Here is an 18,023-nt window from a genome sequence, read left to right on the forward strand (position 1 = left end):
ATCAAAACACCTAAACCATCTGCTATCTGCTCCCTACATTCTTTAGGGTAGATAGTTTATATGTTTTATTAGAAAGTAGTGCCTTCTTTTTTATAATATTCTTTTTTATAATATTCTTTTGAAATCTCTTCATAAAATGCGGCTGATGTCGCGTAGAAATAAGGTGCTAACCATAAGAAACCGATTCCTACAGTAAGAATACTTAAAATGAACCAACCTAAGAAACTTAAGCATAGTAAAAAGTAATCCATTTTATGTCCATTCATCATATGACGACTCTCAGTAATCGCTTGATTCGCTGTATATTCTGGATGATCATTCAAAATAAAATATGTCATAGAATAAGAAAATGATTTAATAATACCTGGAATAATAAGAAGTAATGTCCATAGAGTCAAGTATACATACATTAGTAAATATGTTAAAAACGACTTCATCAACTTACTTCCATCGCTAAACCATCTAAATATATGACCAATGCGAGCATCAGTCCCACGAATTGCATTTAAAACAAGATAATAGGCACCTATTGTTAATGGACCAATAACAAGCATTACTATAATACTTACTGTAAGTGAATCACTTGCTTCTTCCCAACCCCAAAATATCGAGAAAATACCTGTTGTTAGCATTTCAACAGCTCCAATAAGGATTCCAATTAATAAGGTTGCCCCTACCGCTAGTCCCCATCTTCCTTTTAATGCATCAAGTGCTTCTCTTTTCAACTGACTTATCATATATAACCTCCTAATACTATTTCCATTTTATTATACCATTTATATCAAAAATCCCACATATTTTCCTAAAACAGAAGCATATTACCTTTTTTCATACGTATTGATACATGTGTGCTGTAGTTGTACTAATATATGGATTAAACGACTCTTTTCCCTATAACAAAAAAGCCTGCCTTTCATAATAGGCAAGCTTTCTCAAGTTACATCTCATTTATTTTCTTCTTATACCAATCCTGCATTCTCTCCGCATCTTCTACTCTCGTATGCTCTATTTTATAACTAGATGATGCACTCGAAAACTTATACGTACATAAATCCGCACGGCGCTGGAAATATGATTGTGTCTTCTCCATTGATTGGACGTGTCTTCTTCTAATAAGTCCTGTATATTTTCCGACGCTACGATAGACAAGTGTAATTTGTTCTCCGTTAACACTGTAGCCATTTGTTTTAAATGTTGTGTATCCAAGTGTAAAGATAAGGATTGCGAGCGGTAGTAATGCCCACATGATGTAATACTTTTCAAAGTATATGCTTATTCCAGTAAGCGGGATTGCGAGCATAGCGAAAAAGATAAAACTATCAATGAGATAGCGGCGCAATGCTGCTTTTGGTAACGAAGTAATACTTGCATTCAGTTCGTATGGTAATTGTAAATGCGCGAGTAATTGTTGCACTCGATCTTTTCGAATGATAGGATGCAGTGTAACTTTTTCTTCTTTCCCTTCACTTTGAATGACTTCTACTTGCACAGCACAATAACCGAACGGTTGGCGTAAAATGCCTTCTTTTATCGTAATCCCTTGAATGCGGTGCAATTTTAGTACGAGTTCTTTTCTCTCCAGTAACCCTTGCGAAATACGGACTTCATCATTTTTTCGATTCACTGTGAAGTTACCGTGTTTTAACGCGTAGCCAATTGTAGATATCATCCAAGAAACGACAAGTAAAATAGCTACCATGTAAATCCAGCCATATATATCGTGGTCCATTACATATGACGTCACACTATTTTTTATCCATTTCGGAATATACTCATCTACTTGGTGATAAACGAAAAAGATTAAAGAGAACAATACTCCAAATTGACCAGATGTAACAGACGCTATTAAAATCTCTTTCCACGTTAACTTGTACTCTGTCGTTTGTTTTTCCTCTGTAACAATTGCTTTTTCTACTGTATTTTCTGCTGCTTCGTCTAACGTTTTTTCTGCTTTCACTTCTGGAGTTGGCTCATTTAGCAAAGTAATAAGCTCCGTCGCCTCTTCTACCGTAATTCCAGCTAAGCTAACTTCTGCTTCATCGCCCCCGCCAGCTGTTTCAATCTGAATTTTTTTCAAACCGAGCATTTGGTATAGTACGTTAGAACTTGTATTAATCGTTTGAACACGTTCTTTATTTAAGTAGCTCTCCTTCTTTACGAAGAGACCTTGCTTCACATGTAATACGTTATTTTCGACCCAGTATACTTTGTAATACCAACCTACGATAGCTGAAACAATTGTGATTACCGCAAAACCAATAGGAACTAAATACCAAAATGGAAACTTTCCCCTTAAGCTAAAAAGAAAAATAATGAGTGGTATAAAATCTGTTATTTTTAATTCTAATAACATCGTGATTGGATGCTGCCTCTTATACATCCTCATCACTCACTTTCGCTAATTCTGCGATTTTCGTTTTCAACATTTCAGCTTCATACATCGTTAAACCTGGGATGCTATGAGAAGTTGCTGCTGTTGAAATGTGTAATTCTGCTAATCCGTATTTTCTCATAATTGGCCCTTGTTCAATCGTAACGTGCTGCACACGAATCATCGGTACTAATACGCGCTTTACGACGAAAAGACCATGCTGAATTTCAAGTTCTTCTTCATTTAGTTGGTAGCTGTAATAACGTTGACGTAGTTTTGGAAACGTAAAGTAATCAAACGGTGTATATACAATTGTTAATCCGATGAGCACATAGAAAATCCAAGCCCACCAATTAAACTTAATCATAAAGAAAAGATATGCCAAAATGACTATAATACTGATTCCTAGCTCAATTAAAGAACGCGCTTTCCACACCTTGACCATGTCAGGGTGAATTTCATTTTTCAATGGATCCATGTAACCACTCCAAATCTAGTAATCTAATATATGAATACTCTTAATCTATATTTTACGTAACTTTACAGAAAATTGAAATTCAATCTTCTTTCTTCTCAGGAATAAAATATCCGAACCAAAGTAGCCAAATGAAACCGATTAACTTCATCCAATTTCCATCCGCTTGAAAAGCTTGAATCATACCTGGTATTTTATAAACCCCAATAAATCCAAGAAAACCGAGCCACCAGTTTTTTTGCATTTTCATCTTTACTCCTCCTTCATGACGTTTTTCACATTTCGAATCCAAATTTCTTTATACTTTAACTGGAATCCCATGAGCATATAGTTGCTCATATTATCAATCACGAGTGCTAGCGTATGAGCATTTTCTTCCGTTTCATGTTGTGACACTACGTCAAGTTCTACGCCTTTCTTCAATAAATCGTGGAAACTATTTAAGAAATCTTCTTGTATTTCAAATAAGCGTTTCTGATACTTTTCATTTCGCGATGCAGTTACGATAAATTCATTGATAACGCGTAATATCCCTTCTTGCCCTTCATATTCAGAGAGCATATGTAAACCATCAGCAATTAACTTTTCTGCAAAGTTTTCTTTCGTATATTGCTCTTTATCGAAATAACTCACGAAATGATATCCAGAGAAAATTTCTTCAAATAAAAAATCGATTAACGCTTCTTTAGAAGAAAAATGATAATAAATAGCCGGTTTTGAAATACCTACCTCTTTCGCAATCATGGAAAGACTCATCTTCTCAATGCCGTGTTCTGCCATAAGTTTAAATGATGCCTCTACAATGTTTTGCGATGTTTGTAAATTCTTCGTCATACTGTACCTCACTTATTTTTACTTACCGGTCGGTAAGTAAATTATAAAACAAAACGAAATGATTTTCAATTTAGTTAGCACTACAGAAGGTGTTTATCAGAAAATACAGAAAGTTATAAAGTAAAAGCAACATATAACAATAAGGAGGATATCATATGGGACTTGGTGGTAATGGCGGTAGTGGTGGTAATGGCGGCGGTGAAGCAGGACAAGCTGGTAAGAGCGGATTTTCATTAATCATTGTACTTTTTATCGTATTGATTATAGTTGGAGTTAGCTATATCGGACTTGGCTTCTAAGAAAAGGCGTCCTACGTTACACATGTAGGACGCCTTCTTTTTAATCCCTATTCAGCAATCGCATACGATAACAATTCATCGTCACTTCTCCGAGTCTTTGCAGTAGTTGATAGTTCGCATATGCGCCTACCGGGGCACCGATTATTGGTACGAGCTGCAGCATTTTGGCTAAATCGATATAGTCTCGGTACTCTGTTTGGAACTTTTCCCAGTCCATATGATTTTCTTCTTCTGTATCCCACGTTTCGATTGCTTTCCATATTTCTTTTCGGTGATCGTCACTTGAAAAGGCAAGCTGAAAAACATGAAGGATAAAAAGGCGCTCTTCTTTGTTGCTCGTATCAAATCCGTACAATGTCGCTGCATCGAATAAAAATTTAATTTTAATGCCGAGTAAAAGCGGAAAGTCAGCAAGACCGAGGAGAATACCGCCAGCCCCCGTCCCTGCCCCTTCTGCCGCTGCTATTTTTTTATACTCATCCATTTTTTTACGAACTTCATCGTCACGTCTTTGCAGTGACCATGTCGTCTCTTTTAGCTTCGGCTTTATAAAGTTTGACCCGGCGCTGATTGTTTGCACCATCATACGAATCGTCTCTGTTAGTACCTTTTGTACTTTCGCCGGAATGAGCTGTTGCACCTTCGTCTGCACTTTCTTTGAGAACCGTGTCATCATAGAAGAATCTTTCATAAATGTAGCTTTCCACTGCTCCAGTTCTTTTATAACCTTTTCTTCATATGTAATCATAGGTTCATTCCCTTCAATTTAAACGCTCAATGCGCTTCGCCCCGTATTGGTAAACGAAACCGATACTAAATAATATGCTTACGATAAGTAAAATTCCTGTCATCATGAAATCTTTCGTTGCTAGTGCAAATATAACTGTAAAGATTACGCTCCCGATGATTAGAATCGCGTTTAATAAAGTAAGAAAATCTTTCTTCTTCTCTTCTCCCCCTACCGGATACAAATCAAGCCAAATCTTCATGCGGTGATGTTTCCATAAAGTTAAGAGCTGATAACCGATTAAGTATAGGAAAATAAGGCTTACGATAAATCGTCCATATAAAAACGGAATGAAGTACAAAATAACTCCTCCAAGAGCGAGCAAACGCACATATAATCCAAAATAGTTACCTGATCTTAAAAACGTTCTCGTATATAAGTATAAATATGTACGCTTTTCACCAATCATCGAAAGAATGAAATCGAGCCATTTTCTGCGTGCTACTCTTTCTTTTAATGCTGGTACATCAACGAACATGTTCGCGATGCGGTACAGCAGCATCATCTTCTTACCTTCTTCAGAAATTAAATACTCCCAGTTTAGTGGCTTTCCCTTTACCATTTGATGCATGATAGCAAGGTATAACACCATGAGAAGGACGATTCCACCAATGAAAAGAACTGAAGTACGTTCTACAAGGAAATATACAAATAAACCGTTTAGGATAAAACGAATGAACCAATCCGCTCTTTGTATATTTTGATCTGTTAAAAATGACTTTTCCCATGCTACGAATAAGTTCCACGCTTTTACGATGACAAACGCGAGTACAATCCATATGTAAGCCGCTCCTGTTTGTTTCATTTGCTGAAAGTATAACGGAGCAAGCGCTGCCGCTACAATTGCGATTATGTACAACTGAATCATAAACGTAAAAAGAAACGCCTTTGTAAAGTATGGTTTTAATTTTTGTTCAACTGGCAGCAAGTAAACGAGATCCGCTTCTTTTAATAACGTTTGAATGGATCCAGCCGTTAACACGAGTCCAATTAATACTGCCATTACGAGCGCAGTTGGAAACGAAGATGTTAACGTTTGTAACCATTGCTGGTAATAGTACGCTCCCGCACCGATGATGAACACGAAAATAAATTTCAAATGATCATTAAATACGTATTTACTATATGTACGAACTTCTTTTAGAAAGTGACGAAATCGTTCTTTCCATAACGCTGTGCTATTCATAATCTTCTTCCTTTGTTAGCGCGATGTAAATATCATCTAACGTTGCACCTGGCATATTAAACTGTGATTGCAGTTCAGATAGCGTTCCCTTCGCTCTTACTTCACCTTGATGCAAAATAATGAACGAATCACAATAACGCTCTGCCGTCGCTAAAATATGTGTGCTCATTAAAATACCGGCACCACTCTTTTTCATTTGGTCCATCATTTGAAGAAGGGATTGAATCGCTAACGGATCTAATCCAACGAAAGGTTCATCTACTATGTAAAGAGATGGCTCCACTAAAAATGCGCTCATAATCATTACTTTTTGTTTCATTCCTTTTGAGAAATGAGATGGAAACCATTTTAAACGATTTTTCATACGAAACTCTTGTAGTAGTTGTCCTACACGTTCTTCATATTGTTTTTCATCAACGCCATACGCCATAGCTGTTAATTTCAAATGCTCTTCTAACGTTAATTCATCATATAATACTGGCGTTTCCGGAATGAATGAAAAGCTAGAACGGTACGCTGTCATATCATCACGAATTGTTTTCCCATTAATTGTGACAGTTCCTTTTTTCGGTTCCATTAAACCGATAATATGTTTAATCGTCGTACTTTTACCAGCTCCATTTAAACCGATTAAGCCGACAAGTTCGCCTTTATTAACAGAGAACGAAACGTCTTTTAATACAGGTCGTTTCGTATATCCTCCTGTAACATTTTCTACACGCAATAACTCGCTCATACGACACCACTTTCTTCATTAGTATTCATTCTATATTCATCTTACCAAAAATTATGCTGTACTACATAGTATCCATGTACTCAAAAAAAATTTTTTAATTTATTAGCATATATTTTTCCGAAAGCGGACATCATAATTATTGAAGAAGGAACACATTGAAAAAGCAACCACCAATTGATGAGTACAACAACATAGTGAAGTCATCATGAAATGGGGTGTCCAAGTTGGACAATGAAATTTACACATAACCAGATCATTTGTTTCATTTTCGAAACGGGGTGTCTCTGAAAGAGCATATACTGTTTTAAAAAATAAACAATTTCATTTTAAAAAAGATTGCAATTCATTTCACTTGAAAATGGGGTGTCTACGGCAGAAACTTTAGCCGATTTACCGTGCATTTCTTAAATAAATGAGGTGTCTGCGAAACGTAAATTACGATAATGCTTTTTCAATCCCTCTTCAGAAAACAGGAAGCTGAGTCAGCTTCCTGTTTTTCGTGTTTGTTCTCTTATGTAATTATGGTAAAATACGGCTAAGGATATTTGAAAGGATGAGATCAATGAATCATACAGCAGACAATTGTATTTTTTGTAAAATCATTGACGGGCAAATCCCTTGCTCAAAAGTATACGAAGATGAACATGTGCTTGCATTTTTAGATATTAGTCAAGTAACAAAAGGACATACTCTTGTTATTCCGAAAGTTCACAAACAAGACATTTTTGCGTTAACGCCAGAAATCGCATCACACATTTTTTCTGTCGTTCCAAAAATCGCAAATGCGATTAAAGCAGAGTTTAATCCAGTTGGCTTTAACCTACTTAACAATAACGGTGAAAAAGCTGGACAAACTGTGTTCCACTTCCACCTTCATTTAATTCCACGCTACGGTGAAAAAGATGGTTTCGGTGCTGTTTGGAAATCACATCAAAATGAATACACTATGGAAAATTTACAAAACATCGCAAGTACAATTGCAAATAGTGTGAAATAATGACACTATAAGAAGGCGTAATACATAACAAGCCACTTCCCTGAAGTCATCAAATTCCGCATGGCTTGTTTCTTTACTTAAAATGCTCAGGGATGATTGTTTGTGCATAGCACATATAAGAAAGATATGCATATTTTTCCCATCATGAATACGAACAAAAAATAAGGAGGTCTCCTTTTATGTCAAAAGCTAAATCCTTTATTACAGGTGTTATTTGCGGCGGAGCAGTTGCTGGACTAGCTGTTCTTTTCTCAACTCCTTCTTCTGGTAAAGACATGCGCGGCAAGTTAAAAGAAAAAGGAAATGATATTAAAAAGACTTTAGCTGATATTACAGCTGATACGAAATTATTAAAGCGTCAAATTGTTGAAACTGCTTCAGAAGGTAAAGAAGTGTTTCAAGAATTAAAAGATGACATGCAAGACACGCTTTCTAACTGGAAGCAAGATATTTCTCAAAACAAGCGCCATATTGAGAAAGAAATTTTGGACATCCAAAAGTCAATTGAGAAACTACAAGAAGCTGTTCCAGAAAAAGCGTAAACAAATTCCTGCTTAGTTTTTTGCATATAACAAATATTTTTTATATAAATTGACCTTGACACGGCATATCGTATAGATATGCCGTGTTTTTATGCATTTACAATATATGTTATCACTTAACATGTAAGGACAACGTATGTATTTACGACTCATAAAACGCTTCCATAGTTATGCATGATTTGTATAGAATGTCATTTTTCCGAAAAATTTTCACAATTCTCACAAAAAGACTTTATTAATTTTTATTTTACTGGCATAATAGATAGTAATGAAAAAAGAATGTTAAAGTGGGTGAGTAAATGAAAAGTGGAGAAAAAGATTACTCGGTAAAAGAAGCGATGATTTTCAGCCAACGCATTGCTCAATTATCGAAAGCGTTATGGAAATGTGTAGAGAAAGATTGGCAGCAGTGGATTAAACCTTACGATTTAAATATTAATGAACATCATATTTTAACAATCGCTTATCATTTAAAAGGGGCTTCTATTTCTGAGATTGCTAAGTTTGGAGTTATGCACGTATCAACAGCGTTTAACTTCTCGAAAAAGCTGGAAGAACGCGGCTATCTTGTATTCTCAAAAAAGGAAGATGATAAACGAAATACGTACATTGAAATTACAGACAAAGGGGAAGAATTACTACTTCGCTTAATGGAAGAGTATGATCCTGAAAATAATTCAGTGTTTAATGGGGCTCTTGCACTTCGTAATTTTTATGGGAAGTTCCCAGAAAATATCGAACTGATTGCAATCCTGCGTAACATTTACGGACAAGACTTTATCGATATTTTTGAGAAATCATTAGAAGATATTGAAGAGAACTTTACAGAATCCGATCAAAAGTTAGTTAAGAAATAATCTATTTATTTTTTCGCAATCATGCTTAAGAATTCATTCATAAGCGGCTTAAATAAACCTTGTTTTGCTAGCGCTTCCGCAGTTTCGTGTACTTCGAGCTGATGTGGAAGCGCTTTTTCAAATTGATCTAACAGCGCATCGAACAAAAGAAGCCCTTCTGCTTTCTCCACTACATATTGCCCGTTCAGTTTTTCACAAAGATTTAGTATACGTTCAATATCTTTTTTACGAGCTTTTTTCTTTATGATCAAAGAATAAAATGGACACTTCTCTTCATCAATCATTTTAAATAATAGGTCTACATAGTATTCAGCTTGTTCTAATCTTCTAACAACGTCCATTTTCTCCCTCACTTTCTAACACAAAGTCTTCTATTTCTGAATTTTGTAACACGAACAAAATATCGTGTGATACAATATATGTATATGTATTTTAGCCAAAAGGAGGTCTCGCCTCATGACACTTATAACAGTTGTTTTTGTCGCATTCGCACTTCTTGTTATATTTTACACGAATTTCATGACACATACACTGTGTGAACGAAAACAAATAGCTGCGAGCCGCCAGCCCGGTGTCTTTCGGGTTATTAATGTATGTATAACAATTTTATTAATTTCTAGTTATATAGAAATTATATTTCATGGAAAGTGAGGAAGGAAAGCCCCTTCCTCACTTTTTTCCTCTATAAGCAAATTATACCTACAATAACCAATAAAATAAACAGTACAAGTAATAAAATAAGTTGAGAATTCATCCCCATCCCCTCCTCTATTCTGTATATGCGGCATACGCCCAATATGGCACACTTTCAAAATCTGACACGTGCTGGTTAATTTTTCTTTATCAATATGAAAACGGTTCGAAATATGATATATTAAATTTTGTACATATTGCTTATACTATAGAACAAAACATTCATCAAAACTTTATCCTCAGCCACGGTAAGCCCTGTTAAGCGCGCTTTACCAATATAAAAAAGCAAAAGTATCAGTGAGACTTAATCGGGCTCTTATGAACTAAAATTCATTGGTGTAGGATAAATTAAAAATACATAATAGTAGGAGTGTTTATTGAATGAAGAAAGCTATGCTTGCCTTAGCCGCAACAAGTGTAATCGCATTATCAGCATGTGGAACATCATCATCAGACAAAATTGTTACATCTAAAGCTGGTGACATTACAAAAGAAGAATTCTACGATCAAATGAAGACACAAGCTGGTAAACAAGTACTAAACAACATGGTTATGGAAAAAGTACTTATTAAAAACTACAAAGTTGAAGACAAAGATGTAGACAAAAAGTTCGATGAAATGAAAAAACAATACGGTGATCAATTCGATACACTAATGAAACAACAAGGTATTAAAGAAGAAACTATTAAAAATAGTGTGCGTGCTCAATTAGCTCAAGAAAAAGCGGTTGAACAATCGATTACTGATAAAGATGTAAAAGCAAAATTCGAGGATTATAAAAAAGAAATTAAAGCAAGTCATATCCTTGTAAAAGATGAAGAAACTGCTAAAAAGGTAAAAGATGAACTTGCTCAAGGTAAATCTTTCGAAGAATTAGCAAAACAATACTCTGAAGATACAGGCTCAAAAGAAAAAGGTGGCGACTTAGGATTCTTCGGACCAGGAAAAATGGTAAAAGAATTTGAAGAAGCAGCTCAAAAGTTGAAAAAAGGTGAAGTAAGCGAACCTGTAAAAACACAATTTGGTTACCATATTATTAAAGTAACTGATAATCACGCAGATGCAACTTTCGACAAAGCAAAAGCTGATATTAAAAAAGCACTAGTTCAAGAAAAAACACAAGATGCTCAATTTATGAACGATCTTATGATGAAAGAAATCAAAAAAGCTGACGTAAAAGTTGACGATAAAGATTTAAAAGATCTTTTCAAAGAGCAAAAAGCTGACGATAAAAAAGACGAAAAGAAATAATGAAGTAAAAAAAGCTTGGGCTTCGGCCCGAGCTTTTTTTATCCCCTCTTCTCCCGGTAGTTATATCTAGATTCGGTAAATGAAATTATATCGGCGATTTTCAAAATATATCAGCGCAACTCCAATTATATCAGCGATTTTCGAAATATATCGACTTACCGACAAAAAACGACAACAAGCGTGACTCCTCTTCAAACACAAAAAAACCTTGATCCACGCCACGTAGAGCCAAGGTTTATCTTATTATCATTGATTAAATGAAAAAACTATGTTAAATTAGAACAGAAACACGTTTTACAAAACAAAAGGAACGTATTTATCCGTATCTTAATTGTACACCAAAACACATCTTCAGTCAACCTCTATTTTTCACTTTTAAAGGAGTGCTTACCGTATGAACAAAAAACTTGATCTAGAGCAAAAAAGATTGGATACCGTAATTGAAACAATTACGGAGAAAATTGATAAACTGGAAAACGAAACTGGCAGACGCCGAGCAGAAGTAATCAATATTCGTAAACACTTTTGGGATGATGTGAAAGTGAATACTGATACTTTCGATGATTATCTTGAAACAGTTATCAACTTAAGACAACAAGCTCAGTCACTAGCTGTCACACAAATTACCCATAAGCACACCTTTAATCGACTTGCCGCATTAAGACGCATGCATAAAGCACCTTATTTCGGACGAATTGATTTCAAAGAAGAAGGAGAATCTGCCGCGGATCAAATTTATATCGGCGTCGCTACACTTACTGATGCAAGCGGAGAAAACTTCCTTATATATGACTGGCGCGCACCTATTTCGAGTGTGTACTACGATTATCCACCAGGACCGGCTGAATACAGTACACCAGGCGGCGTAATCCACGGTAATGTGGAGAAAAAATTACAATACATTATTCAAAATGGCGAGATTGATTCTATGTTCGATACGAGCCTTACAATTGGTGATGAAATCTTGCAACAAGCGCTTGGAAAAGGCACGAACAAACATATGCAAAGCATCGTTGCTACGATTCAGCGCGAGCAAAATGAAATTATCCGTCACGATGAAGGCCGACTCCTTATCGTGCAAGGAGCCGCTGGTAGTGGTAAAACATCAGCTGCATTGCAACGAATCGCCTACTTACTATATAAATATCGCGAATGGCTAAAAGCAGATCAAATTATTCTCTTCTCTCCTAACTCTATGTTCAATAGCTACGTTTCTAACGTACTACCTGAACTCGGTGAAGAAAATATGCAGCAAGTTACATTCCAAGAATATTTAAATCATAGACTAAGTAAGTCATTTGAAGTTGAAGATCCTTATGAACAATTAGAATATATGTTAACTGAAACGAATAATCCTACCTATAAAACGAGAAATGCGAGTATCCGATTTAAAGCATCCACTCAATTTTTCGAGATGATTAGAGCGTACAGACAATCTCTTGAATCTTCAGGCATGCTATTTAGAGGAATGAAATTTAGAGGAAAACTGATTGTTTCTGCGAAAGAAATTACAGAACAATTTTACAATACCGACTCCTCCCTCCGCTTCCATAGTCGAATTGAGAAGTTAACGGATTGGCTAAACAAGCAAATAGATGCACTTGAAAAAGCAGAACTGAAAAAGCCTTGGGTAGAAGAAGAAATTGAATTACTTAGTAAAGATGAATACCAAAAAGCTTATAAATATTTACAGAAAAAAGGCGAGTTTGACGACAACTCCTTTAATGATTTTGAAAAAGAAACGAGAGTACTTGGACGTATGATTGTCCGTAAAAAATTGAAGCCACTGCGTAAAGGCGTTCAAACATTACGCTTTATCAATTTCACAGGCATATATAAACAACTTTTCACAGATGCATCATGGGTTACTGAGAAAAAACCGAAAGAGTGGGATGACATTTGCTCCTTAACAGTAAACATGCTTGATGAAGGAAAACTATATTACGAGGATGCGACTCCATTCTTACTTTTAAAAGAATTAATTGAAGGCTTCCAAACGAACAGGTCGATTAAACACGTACTCGTAGACGAAGCGCAAGATTATTCGCCGTTTCAGTTCGAGTTTTTAAAACGTCTCTTCCCTGCTGCAAGAATGACTGTACTCGGAGACTTTAACCAAGCGATATTTGCTCATGCGAGTGAAGCAGTGAATTTCAACACACTTACTAGCTTATACGGACCAGACGAAACGAACGGCATCAACTTAACTCGTAGCTATCGCTCAACAAAACCAATTATTGAATTTACACGCACTCTCGTCCCGGAGGGCAAGAACATTCACGCCTTTGAACGTGACGGCGAGAAACCTAAAGTGACGAAAGTATCGAATGTCAACGAACTGCACGAACACATTACTGCCAAAGTTGCGGAACTACAAAAAGAGCAGCATAATACGATCGCAATTATATGTAAATCTGCAGCTGAAAGCGCCGCTGCCTACGAAGCACTTCGTCATATCGACAATATTAAACTTGTGAAAAGTAACTCAGCCGAGTATGAGCAAGGCATCGTCGTGATCCCTGCTTATTTAGCGAAGGGTATTGAATTTGACGCTGTTATTATTTACGATGCTTCTAAAGCTGTGTACAGTGATGAGAGCGTACGTAGATTGTTCTACACTGCTTGTACGCGGGCGATGCATGAGTTGCAACTTTATAGCGTTGGCGAGGTTAGTCCTTTTGTGCTTGGGGCTGATTCGGAGAGTTTTGAGCTTATAATGAAAACACCTTGATAATCATCAAGGTGTTTTTCTCATTCTAAAAGGAATATCTTTACGTCGATATACACTTAGCACGATCCCCATTATAAATGCGTGAAATAGAGTTGGTATCAAGCCGTAACTAATAAAGGGTAATGATATAGAGACACGTGGTAATATCCCAAGAATCATGCCAACGTTATAAACGAAATGGAATACAAAAAGAGTTACTCCACCAACGAGGAGTAATTTACCATAACCATCATTTATTTTATAAGCTATATTCATTATTCTTACTGCAAAAAGAGACAAAATCAAGACAAGAACTAGCGCAAGCACATATCCATAATAGTAAGTCAAACTTGCAAATACAAAATCAGTATGAGTAGCAGGGATAGACTTTATATTTCCATATGTACCAAACCAACCTGCCGATGCCATTGCCTCTTTTAAACGTAAATACCATTGATCATGCTCTGGGTTTAAAAACCCTAAAATTCTAGCTATCCGGTATTCTTTTACGGCAGACCAGGAAAATAAATCCCTAATAATAAAGAAACAAATCGGTAACATTGTAATGAGCCAGGCCGTTTTCTTTCCTAACTTACTCCACCAAAGCATAACAAATACCATCGTGATATAGATGAACAGTGGTAAAAGAGTTGATGTAGTTAGAAATAAATATAAAGAAAATAAATACAACATGAGAAGATGTATAAACTTTAATCTACTGTTATTGAAAAAAGAAGCCCAGGCTAGAAGGAAGAATGGTATTGTCATTAGACAGTCAATTATGATGGAACCAATTTTCATTAATGGCTCACCATTCAAATAAGCAGTCGGAAAACACTTTATCATTAACAAGATAAGTACACCAATTGTATAAAACAGCCACCCGAGTCTCTCTAACTTCCGATAATCAAATAGCATCATCCCAATCGCTGTTGTAACACCGAGAATTACAAATATCACCTTATTCATTAATAAGTCAGCATGTCCAAGCGCTATAACTGGCAAAAATCCTAGCCCCATCGCAGCCACTAATAAACCAATTAAGAACCAATCAACCTTTGGCTTATGTAGTTTATTAAGTTCCTGGCCAAGCTTAATTGGACTTCCCATTTGTTCAACAGCCTTATCTTCAGCAACTTCCTCACTTAAGCCTTTCTCTATCCACATATTCTTCGTCTGTTTCAAGTGAAAGTCTAGTTCTGTTGCCACCAAGTCCTTCGCTTCTTTTGATTTAATATGGTTCGTAACTTCTTTTAAAAAACGCTCCCCTTTTTTGCTCAATTTTTTCTCACTCCTGTACTAATCCTTTTAATATAAATCGTGCCTTCGTAGCATTCTTCTCTGCCTTTCGCAGCATTTTATTTCCTTTATCATTTAATTGATAATATTTAGCTCCCGCGTGATCCCAGCTAGATTGGATAAAGCGATTTTGTTCTAGACGATGTAATAAAGTGTATAGAGACCCTTCACCACCTTCGAATTTTTGAATCCCTCTCCCTCTTAGCAACTGCATCAATTCATAACCCGTTTTTTCATTCATAAGAAGTTGTAACACTGCTAAAAGGATATCTTCTTCCTTTTCGGACGATTGCTTAATTTTTTCGCGCACCTGCTTCTGGTGCTGATCAGAAAAACTCAAATGTTTAAACGTTGTGTTCTCCATTGATTTTCGCAAACCTTTTAATCGATCTTCCATTTGATTATCCCTCCAATCCTTTCTTCAAAAGCTCCTTCGCTTTTTTCAGTCTCGTTTTTATCGTGTTTTCCTTCACTTCTATTACCGTAGCCACCTCTTTAATTGATAATTCCTCATAATAAAATAGATAAATCACTTCTCGATATTTTATCGGTAAACTCATTACTGCAGAAGCCAGTTCACGATCCTCCGCATTTTGAATGACAGTTTGTTCCACACTTTCTTTTTGACTCTCCATATACGTAAAGTCATCCTCTGTCACGATAACTTTTTTGTTATACCAACTTTTTAAATAGTCCTTACATTGATTGATTGCAATTCTCCATAACCATGTTTTCAAATTCGAATTCCCTTTATATGTATGAAGAGATTTATAGCATTTCACGAATATATCTTGCGTTAAATCCTCCGCAACCTCTTTATTATTCACATACGAATACACAAGCTGCAGGACTTCTTGCCCATACTTGTTCATTATTTCGTCGATAAGGTCCTCCTTATCCTCTATTTCAAACGCTTCTATCGTTAATTCATCCACATCATTTCCTCCTTCCCATATATTAGACGACGCACTGTATGGAAAAGTTTTATAAATACATAAAAAAATACGGATGGTAATGTCCATACCGTTTTTATGAATATTTATTTACTTCTTGTCCCCTGACACTAATGCTCTGCTTAAAAACAGGAATTTTCATCCATATATCTTGTTCCCTATTTTAAAACATAATACAATGAATACGTAACTTAATAAGCTATAACTAGTAGGTGTGGCAATCATCTCTTCCATTTTGAAAAAAGGGGGAGGTGATAATATAATCGCGATGTTTATAATTAAATTAGTGTATGGTATCCTAACCGGAGCTGGCGTTGTCATCGGTAGAAGATACGTCGGTCCGTGGCTAATTTCTGTATACAAAAAAGCGAGAACCACCCTGCTTCGTGGAAAAGGTAAGGGCGGTTCTCGGCTAAAACATTAATGTAATTGTCTTATAACCGCACCTACTACCACCACAATAGCAAGTTAGGTTACACAAGGCAGAAGTTTCTCAGGCTTCTGTCTTTTTTTATTTTATGTAAAATTCACACTACATACTCTATCATCATTGTAACACATTTTATTTATTTTTAGTCAAGAGAAAAACTACCCAAAGGGCTCCCCTTCAGGTAGTTCTCTATTTTACGCTAACGCAGCTAGACTTTTTCAAGTTCAGCTGTGCCGCTCTCATCATTTATAGCACCAATAAAGACGGATTATGTACCCGCTTCATAACAGTATGAGTAAACAAGGAACAACACCTATTACGAATATAAAAAATCCTCTCACTATATAGCACTTATGTTTTCAGCAATACTCTATTACCATCAAACTAAATTTGTATAATTTAAACTACAGAATAGCAAGCTAATTTTCAAATATCTTCTTGCGCATTATCCTAAATTTATTATCTATTTGTATCATGCTTATAAATAAAAGATATCCTACCGACGCACCGAGCATATTTATAGCAATCCGCCACACATCAAAAACATCAGACAAAGTTAGTAAATGTAATATCTCCCAAACAAGAAAGGTCATAACATACCACTTACGAGCTTTCTTATAGTTAGTCACTTTATTAATCAGCACTGGAACGAAAAATCCGAATGGAACTACTAATATTATATGTTGTAAAACACTTAACCAATAAGTTGAGTTTCCCCAAGGACCTGGATGTGCAATAAAACCTTTAACTTGCCAAAGTGTTATTCCAAAAAGTTGTAATAACGTTTCTAAATCAGATATATGTAAAAATTGCTGCCAAAATTCAATGGGATGATAGACAGTCCCACCTGTCAAACTGCGAACAGAGTCAAATGTAGAAGTTGAAATAAACGTTCCTAAAAAGACAATAAAACAAATGATTATATAAGGAATACATAAAATTTTTGATAATACCTTTAATGGTCTAGGAACTTCGTATACCGATTTATTAATCTCTACGCCAATAACTTTTGATTCTCCAAAACTTTGAATCGCTTTATAAATCGCTTCTTTTTCATTCATACCTTGTTCCATATATTCTTCTTTCAAGCTGTTCAAGTGATCATACATTTCTAGAAATAACTCATCCTGTTCAATATCACTAAGTTCTGAATAGGCTAAAATAGACTTAATATACTCATCAAATTCACTCATAAATAACTCCTTTCTGACAAGCTTGAATTAATGCTGTTACACTCTCCCAAGAATTCACTTTCTTCTGCAATTCTTTTTTCCCTTTATCTGTAATAGTATAGAATTTCCTTTTCATCCCATTCTCAGATTCATTCCAATAAGATTCAAGAAACTCCTTTTTCTCTAATCTCTTTAAAGCAGGATACAAAGTTCCCTGCCCCATACTATACAAATCTTCACTTGCATCCTTTAAACTTTGAGCTATTTCATATCCATATGTATCACGTTTTGCAATGATAGAAAGTAATAAAATATCTATACTTCCCTTCAAGATTTCTTTGTCCAACAATACCACCACCTTATATACATCGTATAACAACATATGTCGTTATGCAATATAGTTAGAAGAATATTCCATAAAAAAAGAACCA

General features: G+C 35.6%; 22 protein-coding genes. 8 read left to right on the forward strand and 14 right to left on the reverse strand.

All coding sequences use genetic code 11. The features are described from left to right. Positions 1 to 68: 68 nt before the first annotated feature. From ACUN13_RS10080 to ACUN13_RS10100, 5 genes are all read right to left on the reverse strand, one after another. Positions 69 to 737: a DUF975 family protein gene (locus ACUN13_RS10080; RefSeq protein ID WP_445423766.1), complete on the reverse strand. Its 669-nt coding sequence runs from the start codon at positions 735 to 737 to the stop codon at positions 69 to 71. Between the two features lie 200 nt (positions 738 to 937). Beyond that, on the reverse strand, positions 938 to 2,380 hold the full coding sequence (locus tag ACUN13_RS10085) for a PH domain-containing protein (RefSeq protein ID WP_257115908.1): 1,443 nt from the start codon (positions 2,378 to 2,380) through the stop codon (positions 938 to 940). Next, positions 2,373 to 2,849 (reverse strand): PH domain-containing protein, encoded by a 477-nt coding sequence (locus ACUN13_RS10090; protein WP_000371346.1) that lies wholly within the window; start codon positions 2,847 to 2,849, stop codon positions 2,373 to 2,375. The genes ACUN13_RS10085 and ACUN13_RS10090 overlap by 8 nt, the downstream gene beginning before the upstream one ends. A gap of 79 nt (positions 2,850 to 2,928) precedes the next feature. Next, positions 2,929 to 3,096, reverse strand: coding sequence for a hypothetical protein (locus ACUN13_RS10095; RefSeq protein ID WP_257115907.1), 168 nt, complete (start codon positions 3,094 to 3,096; stop codon positions 2,929 to 2,931). A gap of 2 nt (positions 3,097 to 3,098) precedes the next feature. Then, complete coding sequence (locus tag ACUN13_RS10100; RefSeq protein ID WP_257115906.1) at positions 3,099 to 3,680, reverse strand: TetR/AcrR family transcriptional regulator; 582 nt, start codon at positions 3,678 to 3,680, stop codon at positions 3,099 to 3,101. A gap of 155 nt (positions 3,681 to 3,835) precedes the next feature. Here ACUN13_RS10100 and ACUN13_RS10105 point away from each other — a divergent pair, with 155 nt between their 5' ends. Continuing rightward, positions 3,836 to 3,979: a YjcZ family sporulation protein gene (locus tag ACUN13_RS10105; protein WP_000522760.1), complete on the forward strand. Its 144-nt coding sequence runs from the start codon at positions 3,836 to 3,838 to the stop codon at positions 3,977 to 3,979. A gap of 40 nt (positions 3,980 to 4,019) precedes the next feature. On the opposite strand, the gene ecsC is transcribed toward ACUN13_RS10105, so the two are convergent. The 3 genes from ecsC to ecsA are packed head-to-tail and all read right to left on the reverse strand — an operon-like array spanning position 4,020 to position 6,688. Beyond that, positions 4,020 to 4,727 (reverse strand): ecs operon protein EcsC, encoded by a 708-nt coding sequence (gene ecsC, locus ACUN13_RS10110; protein ID WP_000634139.1) that lies wholly within the window; start codon positions 4,725 to 4,727, stop codon positions 4,020 to 4,022. 13 nt (positions 4,728 to 4,740) lie between these two features. Then, positions 4,741 to 5,952, reverse strand: a complete 1,212-nt coding sequence (ecsB, locus tag ACUN13_RS10115) for an ABC transporter permease EcsB (RefSeq protein WP_001089127.1) — start codon at positions 5,950 to 5,952, stop codon at positions 4,741 to 4,743. Then, entirely contained in the window at positions 5,945 to 6,688 is a 744-nt protein-coding gene (gene ecsA, locus ACUN13_RS10120; RefSeq protein WP_001292603.1) for an ABC transporter ATP-binding protein EcsA, read from the reverse strand. Before ecsA ends, ecsB begins: the two co-directional genes overlap by 8 nt. 562 nt (positions 6,689 to 7,250) lie before the next feature. Here ecsA and ACUN13_RS10125 point away from each other — a divergent pair. From ACUN13_RS10125 to ACUN13_RS10135, 3 genes are all read left to right on the forward strand, one after another. Then, the gene (locus ACUN13_RS10125) at positions 7,251 to 7,685 is read left to right on the forward strand and encodes an HIT family protein (protein WP_001016835.1); all 435 of its coding nucleotides are present in this window, start codon (positions 7,251 to 7,253) and stop codon (positions 7,683 to 7,685) included. A 179-nt stretch (positions 7,686 to 7,864) separates the two neighbouring features. Beyond that, complete coding sequence (locus tag ACUN13_RS10130) at positions 7,865 to 8,227, forward strand: YtxH domain-containing protein (RefSeq protein WP_000030302.1); 363 nt, start codon at positions 7,865 to 7,867, stop codon at positions 8,225 to 8,227. A gap of 299 nt (positions 8,228 to 8,526) precedes the next feature. Beyond that, the gene (locus ACUN13_RS10135) at positions 8,527 to 9,084 is read left to right on the forward strand and encodes an HTH-type transcriptional regulator Hpr (protein ID WP_000834924.1); all 558 of its coding nucleotides are present in this window, start codon (positions 8,527 to 8,529) and stop codon (positions 9,082 to 9,084) included. A gap of 5 nt (positions 9,085 to 9,089) precedes the next feature. On the opposite strand, the gene ACUN13_RS10140 is transcribed toward ACUN13_RS10135, so the two are convergent. Continuing rightward, positions 9,090 to 9,425 carry a YhaI family protein gene (locus ACUN13_RS10140; protein ID WP_257115905.1) on the reverse strand — a complete coding sequence of 112 codons (336 nt, stop codon included), beginning with the start codon at positions 9,423 to 9,425 and terminating at the stop codon, positions 9,090 to 9,092. 115 nt (positions 9,426 to 9,540) lie between these two features. Here ACUN13_RS10140 and ACUN13_RS10145 point away from each other — a divergent pair, with 115 nt between their 5' ends. The 3 genes from ACUN13_RS10145 (at position 9,541) to helD (ending at position 13,759) form a co-directional block, all read left to right on the forward strand. After that, positions 9,541 to 9,735, forward strand: a complete 195-nt coding sequence (locus tag ACUN13_RS10145) for a hypothetical protein (RefSeq protein WP_000172690.1) — start codon at positions 9,541 to 9,543, stop codon at positions 9,733 to 9,735. 423 nt (positions 9,736 to 10,158) lie between these two features. After that, entirely contained in the window at positions 10,159 to 11,028 is an 870-nt protein-coding gene (gene prsA, locus ACUN13_RS10150) for a peptidylprolyl isomerase PrsA (RefSeq protein ID WP_030023723.1), read from the forward strand. Between the two features lie 394 nt (positions 11,029 to 11,422). Further along, on the forward strand, positions 11,423 to 13,759 hold the full coding sequence (gene helD / locus ACUN13_RS10155) for an RNA polymerase recycling motor HelD (protein ID WP_342761683.1): 2,337 nt from the start codon (positions 11,423 to 11,425) through the stop codon (positions 13,757 to 13,759). Positions 13,760 to 13,765: 6 nt separating this feature from the next. Here helD and ACUN13_RS10160 read toward each other — a convergent pair whose 3' ends face one another. Genes ACUN13_RS10160 through ACUN13_RS10170 form a run of 3 tightly spaced genes read right to left on the reverse strand, consistent with a single transcriptional unit; the run spans position 13,766 to position 15,972 of the window. Continuing rightward, complete coding sequence (locus ACUN13_RS10160; RefSeq protein WP_257115904.1) at positions 13,766 to 15,019, reverse strand: FtsW/RodA/SpoVE family cell cycle protein; 1,254 nt, start codon at positions 15,017 to 15,019, stop codon at positions 13,766 to 13,768. 7 nt (positions 15,020 to 15,026) lie between these two features. Further along, the gene (locus ACUN13_RS10165; protein ID WP_000390151.1) at positions 15,027 to 15,434 is read right to left on the reverse strand and encodes a PadR family transcriptional regulator; all 408 of its coding nucleotides are present in this window, start codon (positions 15,432 to 15,434) and stop codon (positions 15,027 to 15,029) included. A gap of 4 nt (positions 15,435 to 15,438) precedes the next feature. Further along, positions 15,439 to 15,972 carry a sigma-70 family RNA polymerase sigma factor gene (locus ACUN13_RS10170; RefSeq protein WP_098327205.1) on the reverse strand — a complete coding sequence of 178 codons (534 nt, stop codon included), beginning with the start codon at positions 15,970 to 15,972 and terminating at the stop codon, positions 15,439 to 15,441. Between the two features lie 286 nt (positions 15,973 to 16,258). On the opposite strand from ACUN13_RS10170, the gene ACUN13_RS10175 reads away from it, so the two are divergent. After that, a complete protein-coding gene (locus tag ACUN13_RS10175) occupies positions 16,259 to 16,414 on the forward strand; it encodes a hypothetical protein (protein ID WP_409531659.1) in 156 nt (51 codons plus the stop codon). Between the two features lie 425 nt (positions 16,415 to 16,839). Here the strand turns inward: ACUN13_RS10175 and ACUN13_RS10180 are convergent, their stop codons facing one another. Beyond that, a complete protein-coding gene (locus ACUN13_RS10180) occupies positions 16,840 to 17,613 on the reverse strand; it encodes a permease prefix domain 1-containing protein (protein WP_445423767.1) in 774 nt (257 codons plus the stop codon). Further along, positions 17,606 to 17,938: a PadR family transcriptional regulator gene (locus ACUN13_RS10185; RefSeq protein ID WP_000356630.1), complete on the reverse strand. Its 333-nt coding sequence runs from the start codon at positions 17,936 to 17,938 to the stop codon at positions 17,606 to 17,608. The genes ACUN13_RS10180 and ACUN13_RS10185 overlap by 8 nt, the downstream gene beginning before the upstream one ends. Between the last annotated feature and the right edge of the window lie 85 nt (positions 17,939 to 18,023).

It is taken from the genome of Bacillus cereus group sp. Bce041 (assembly GCF_052646455.1).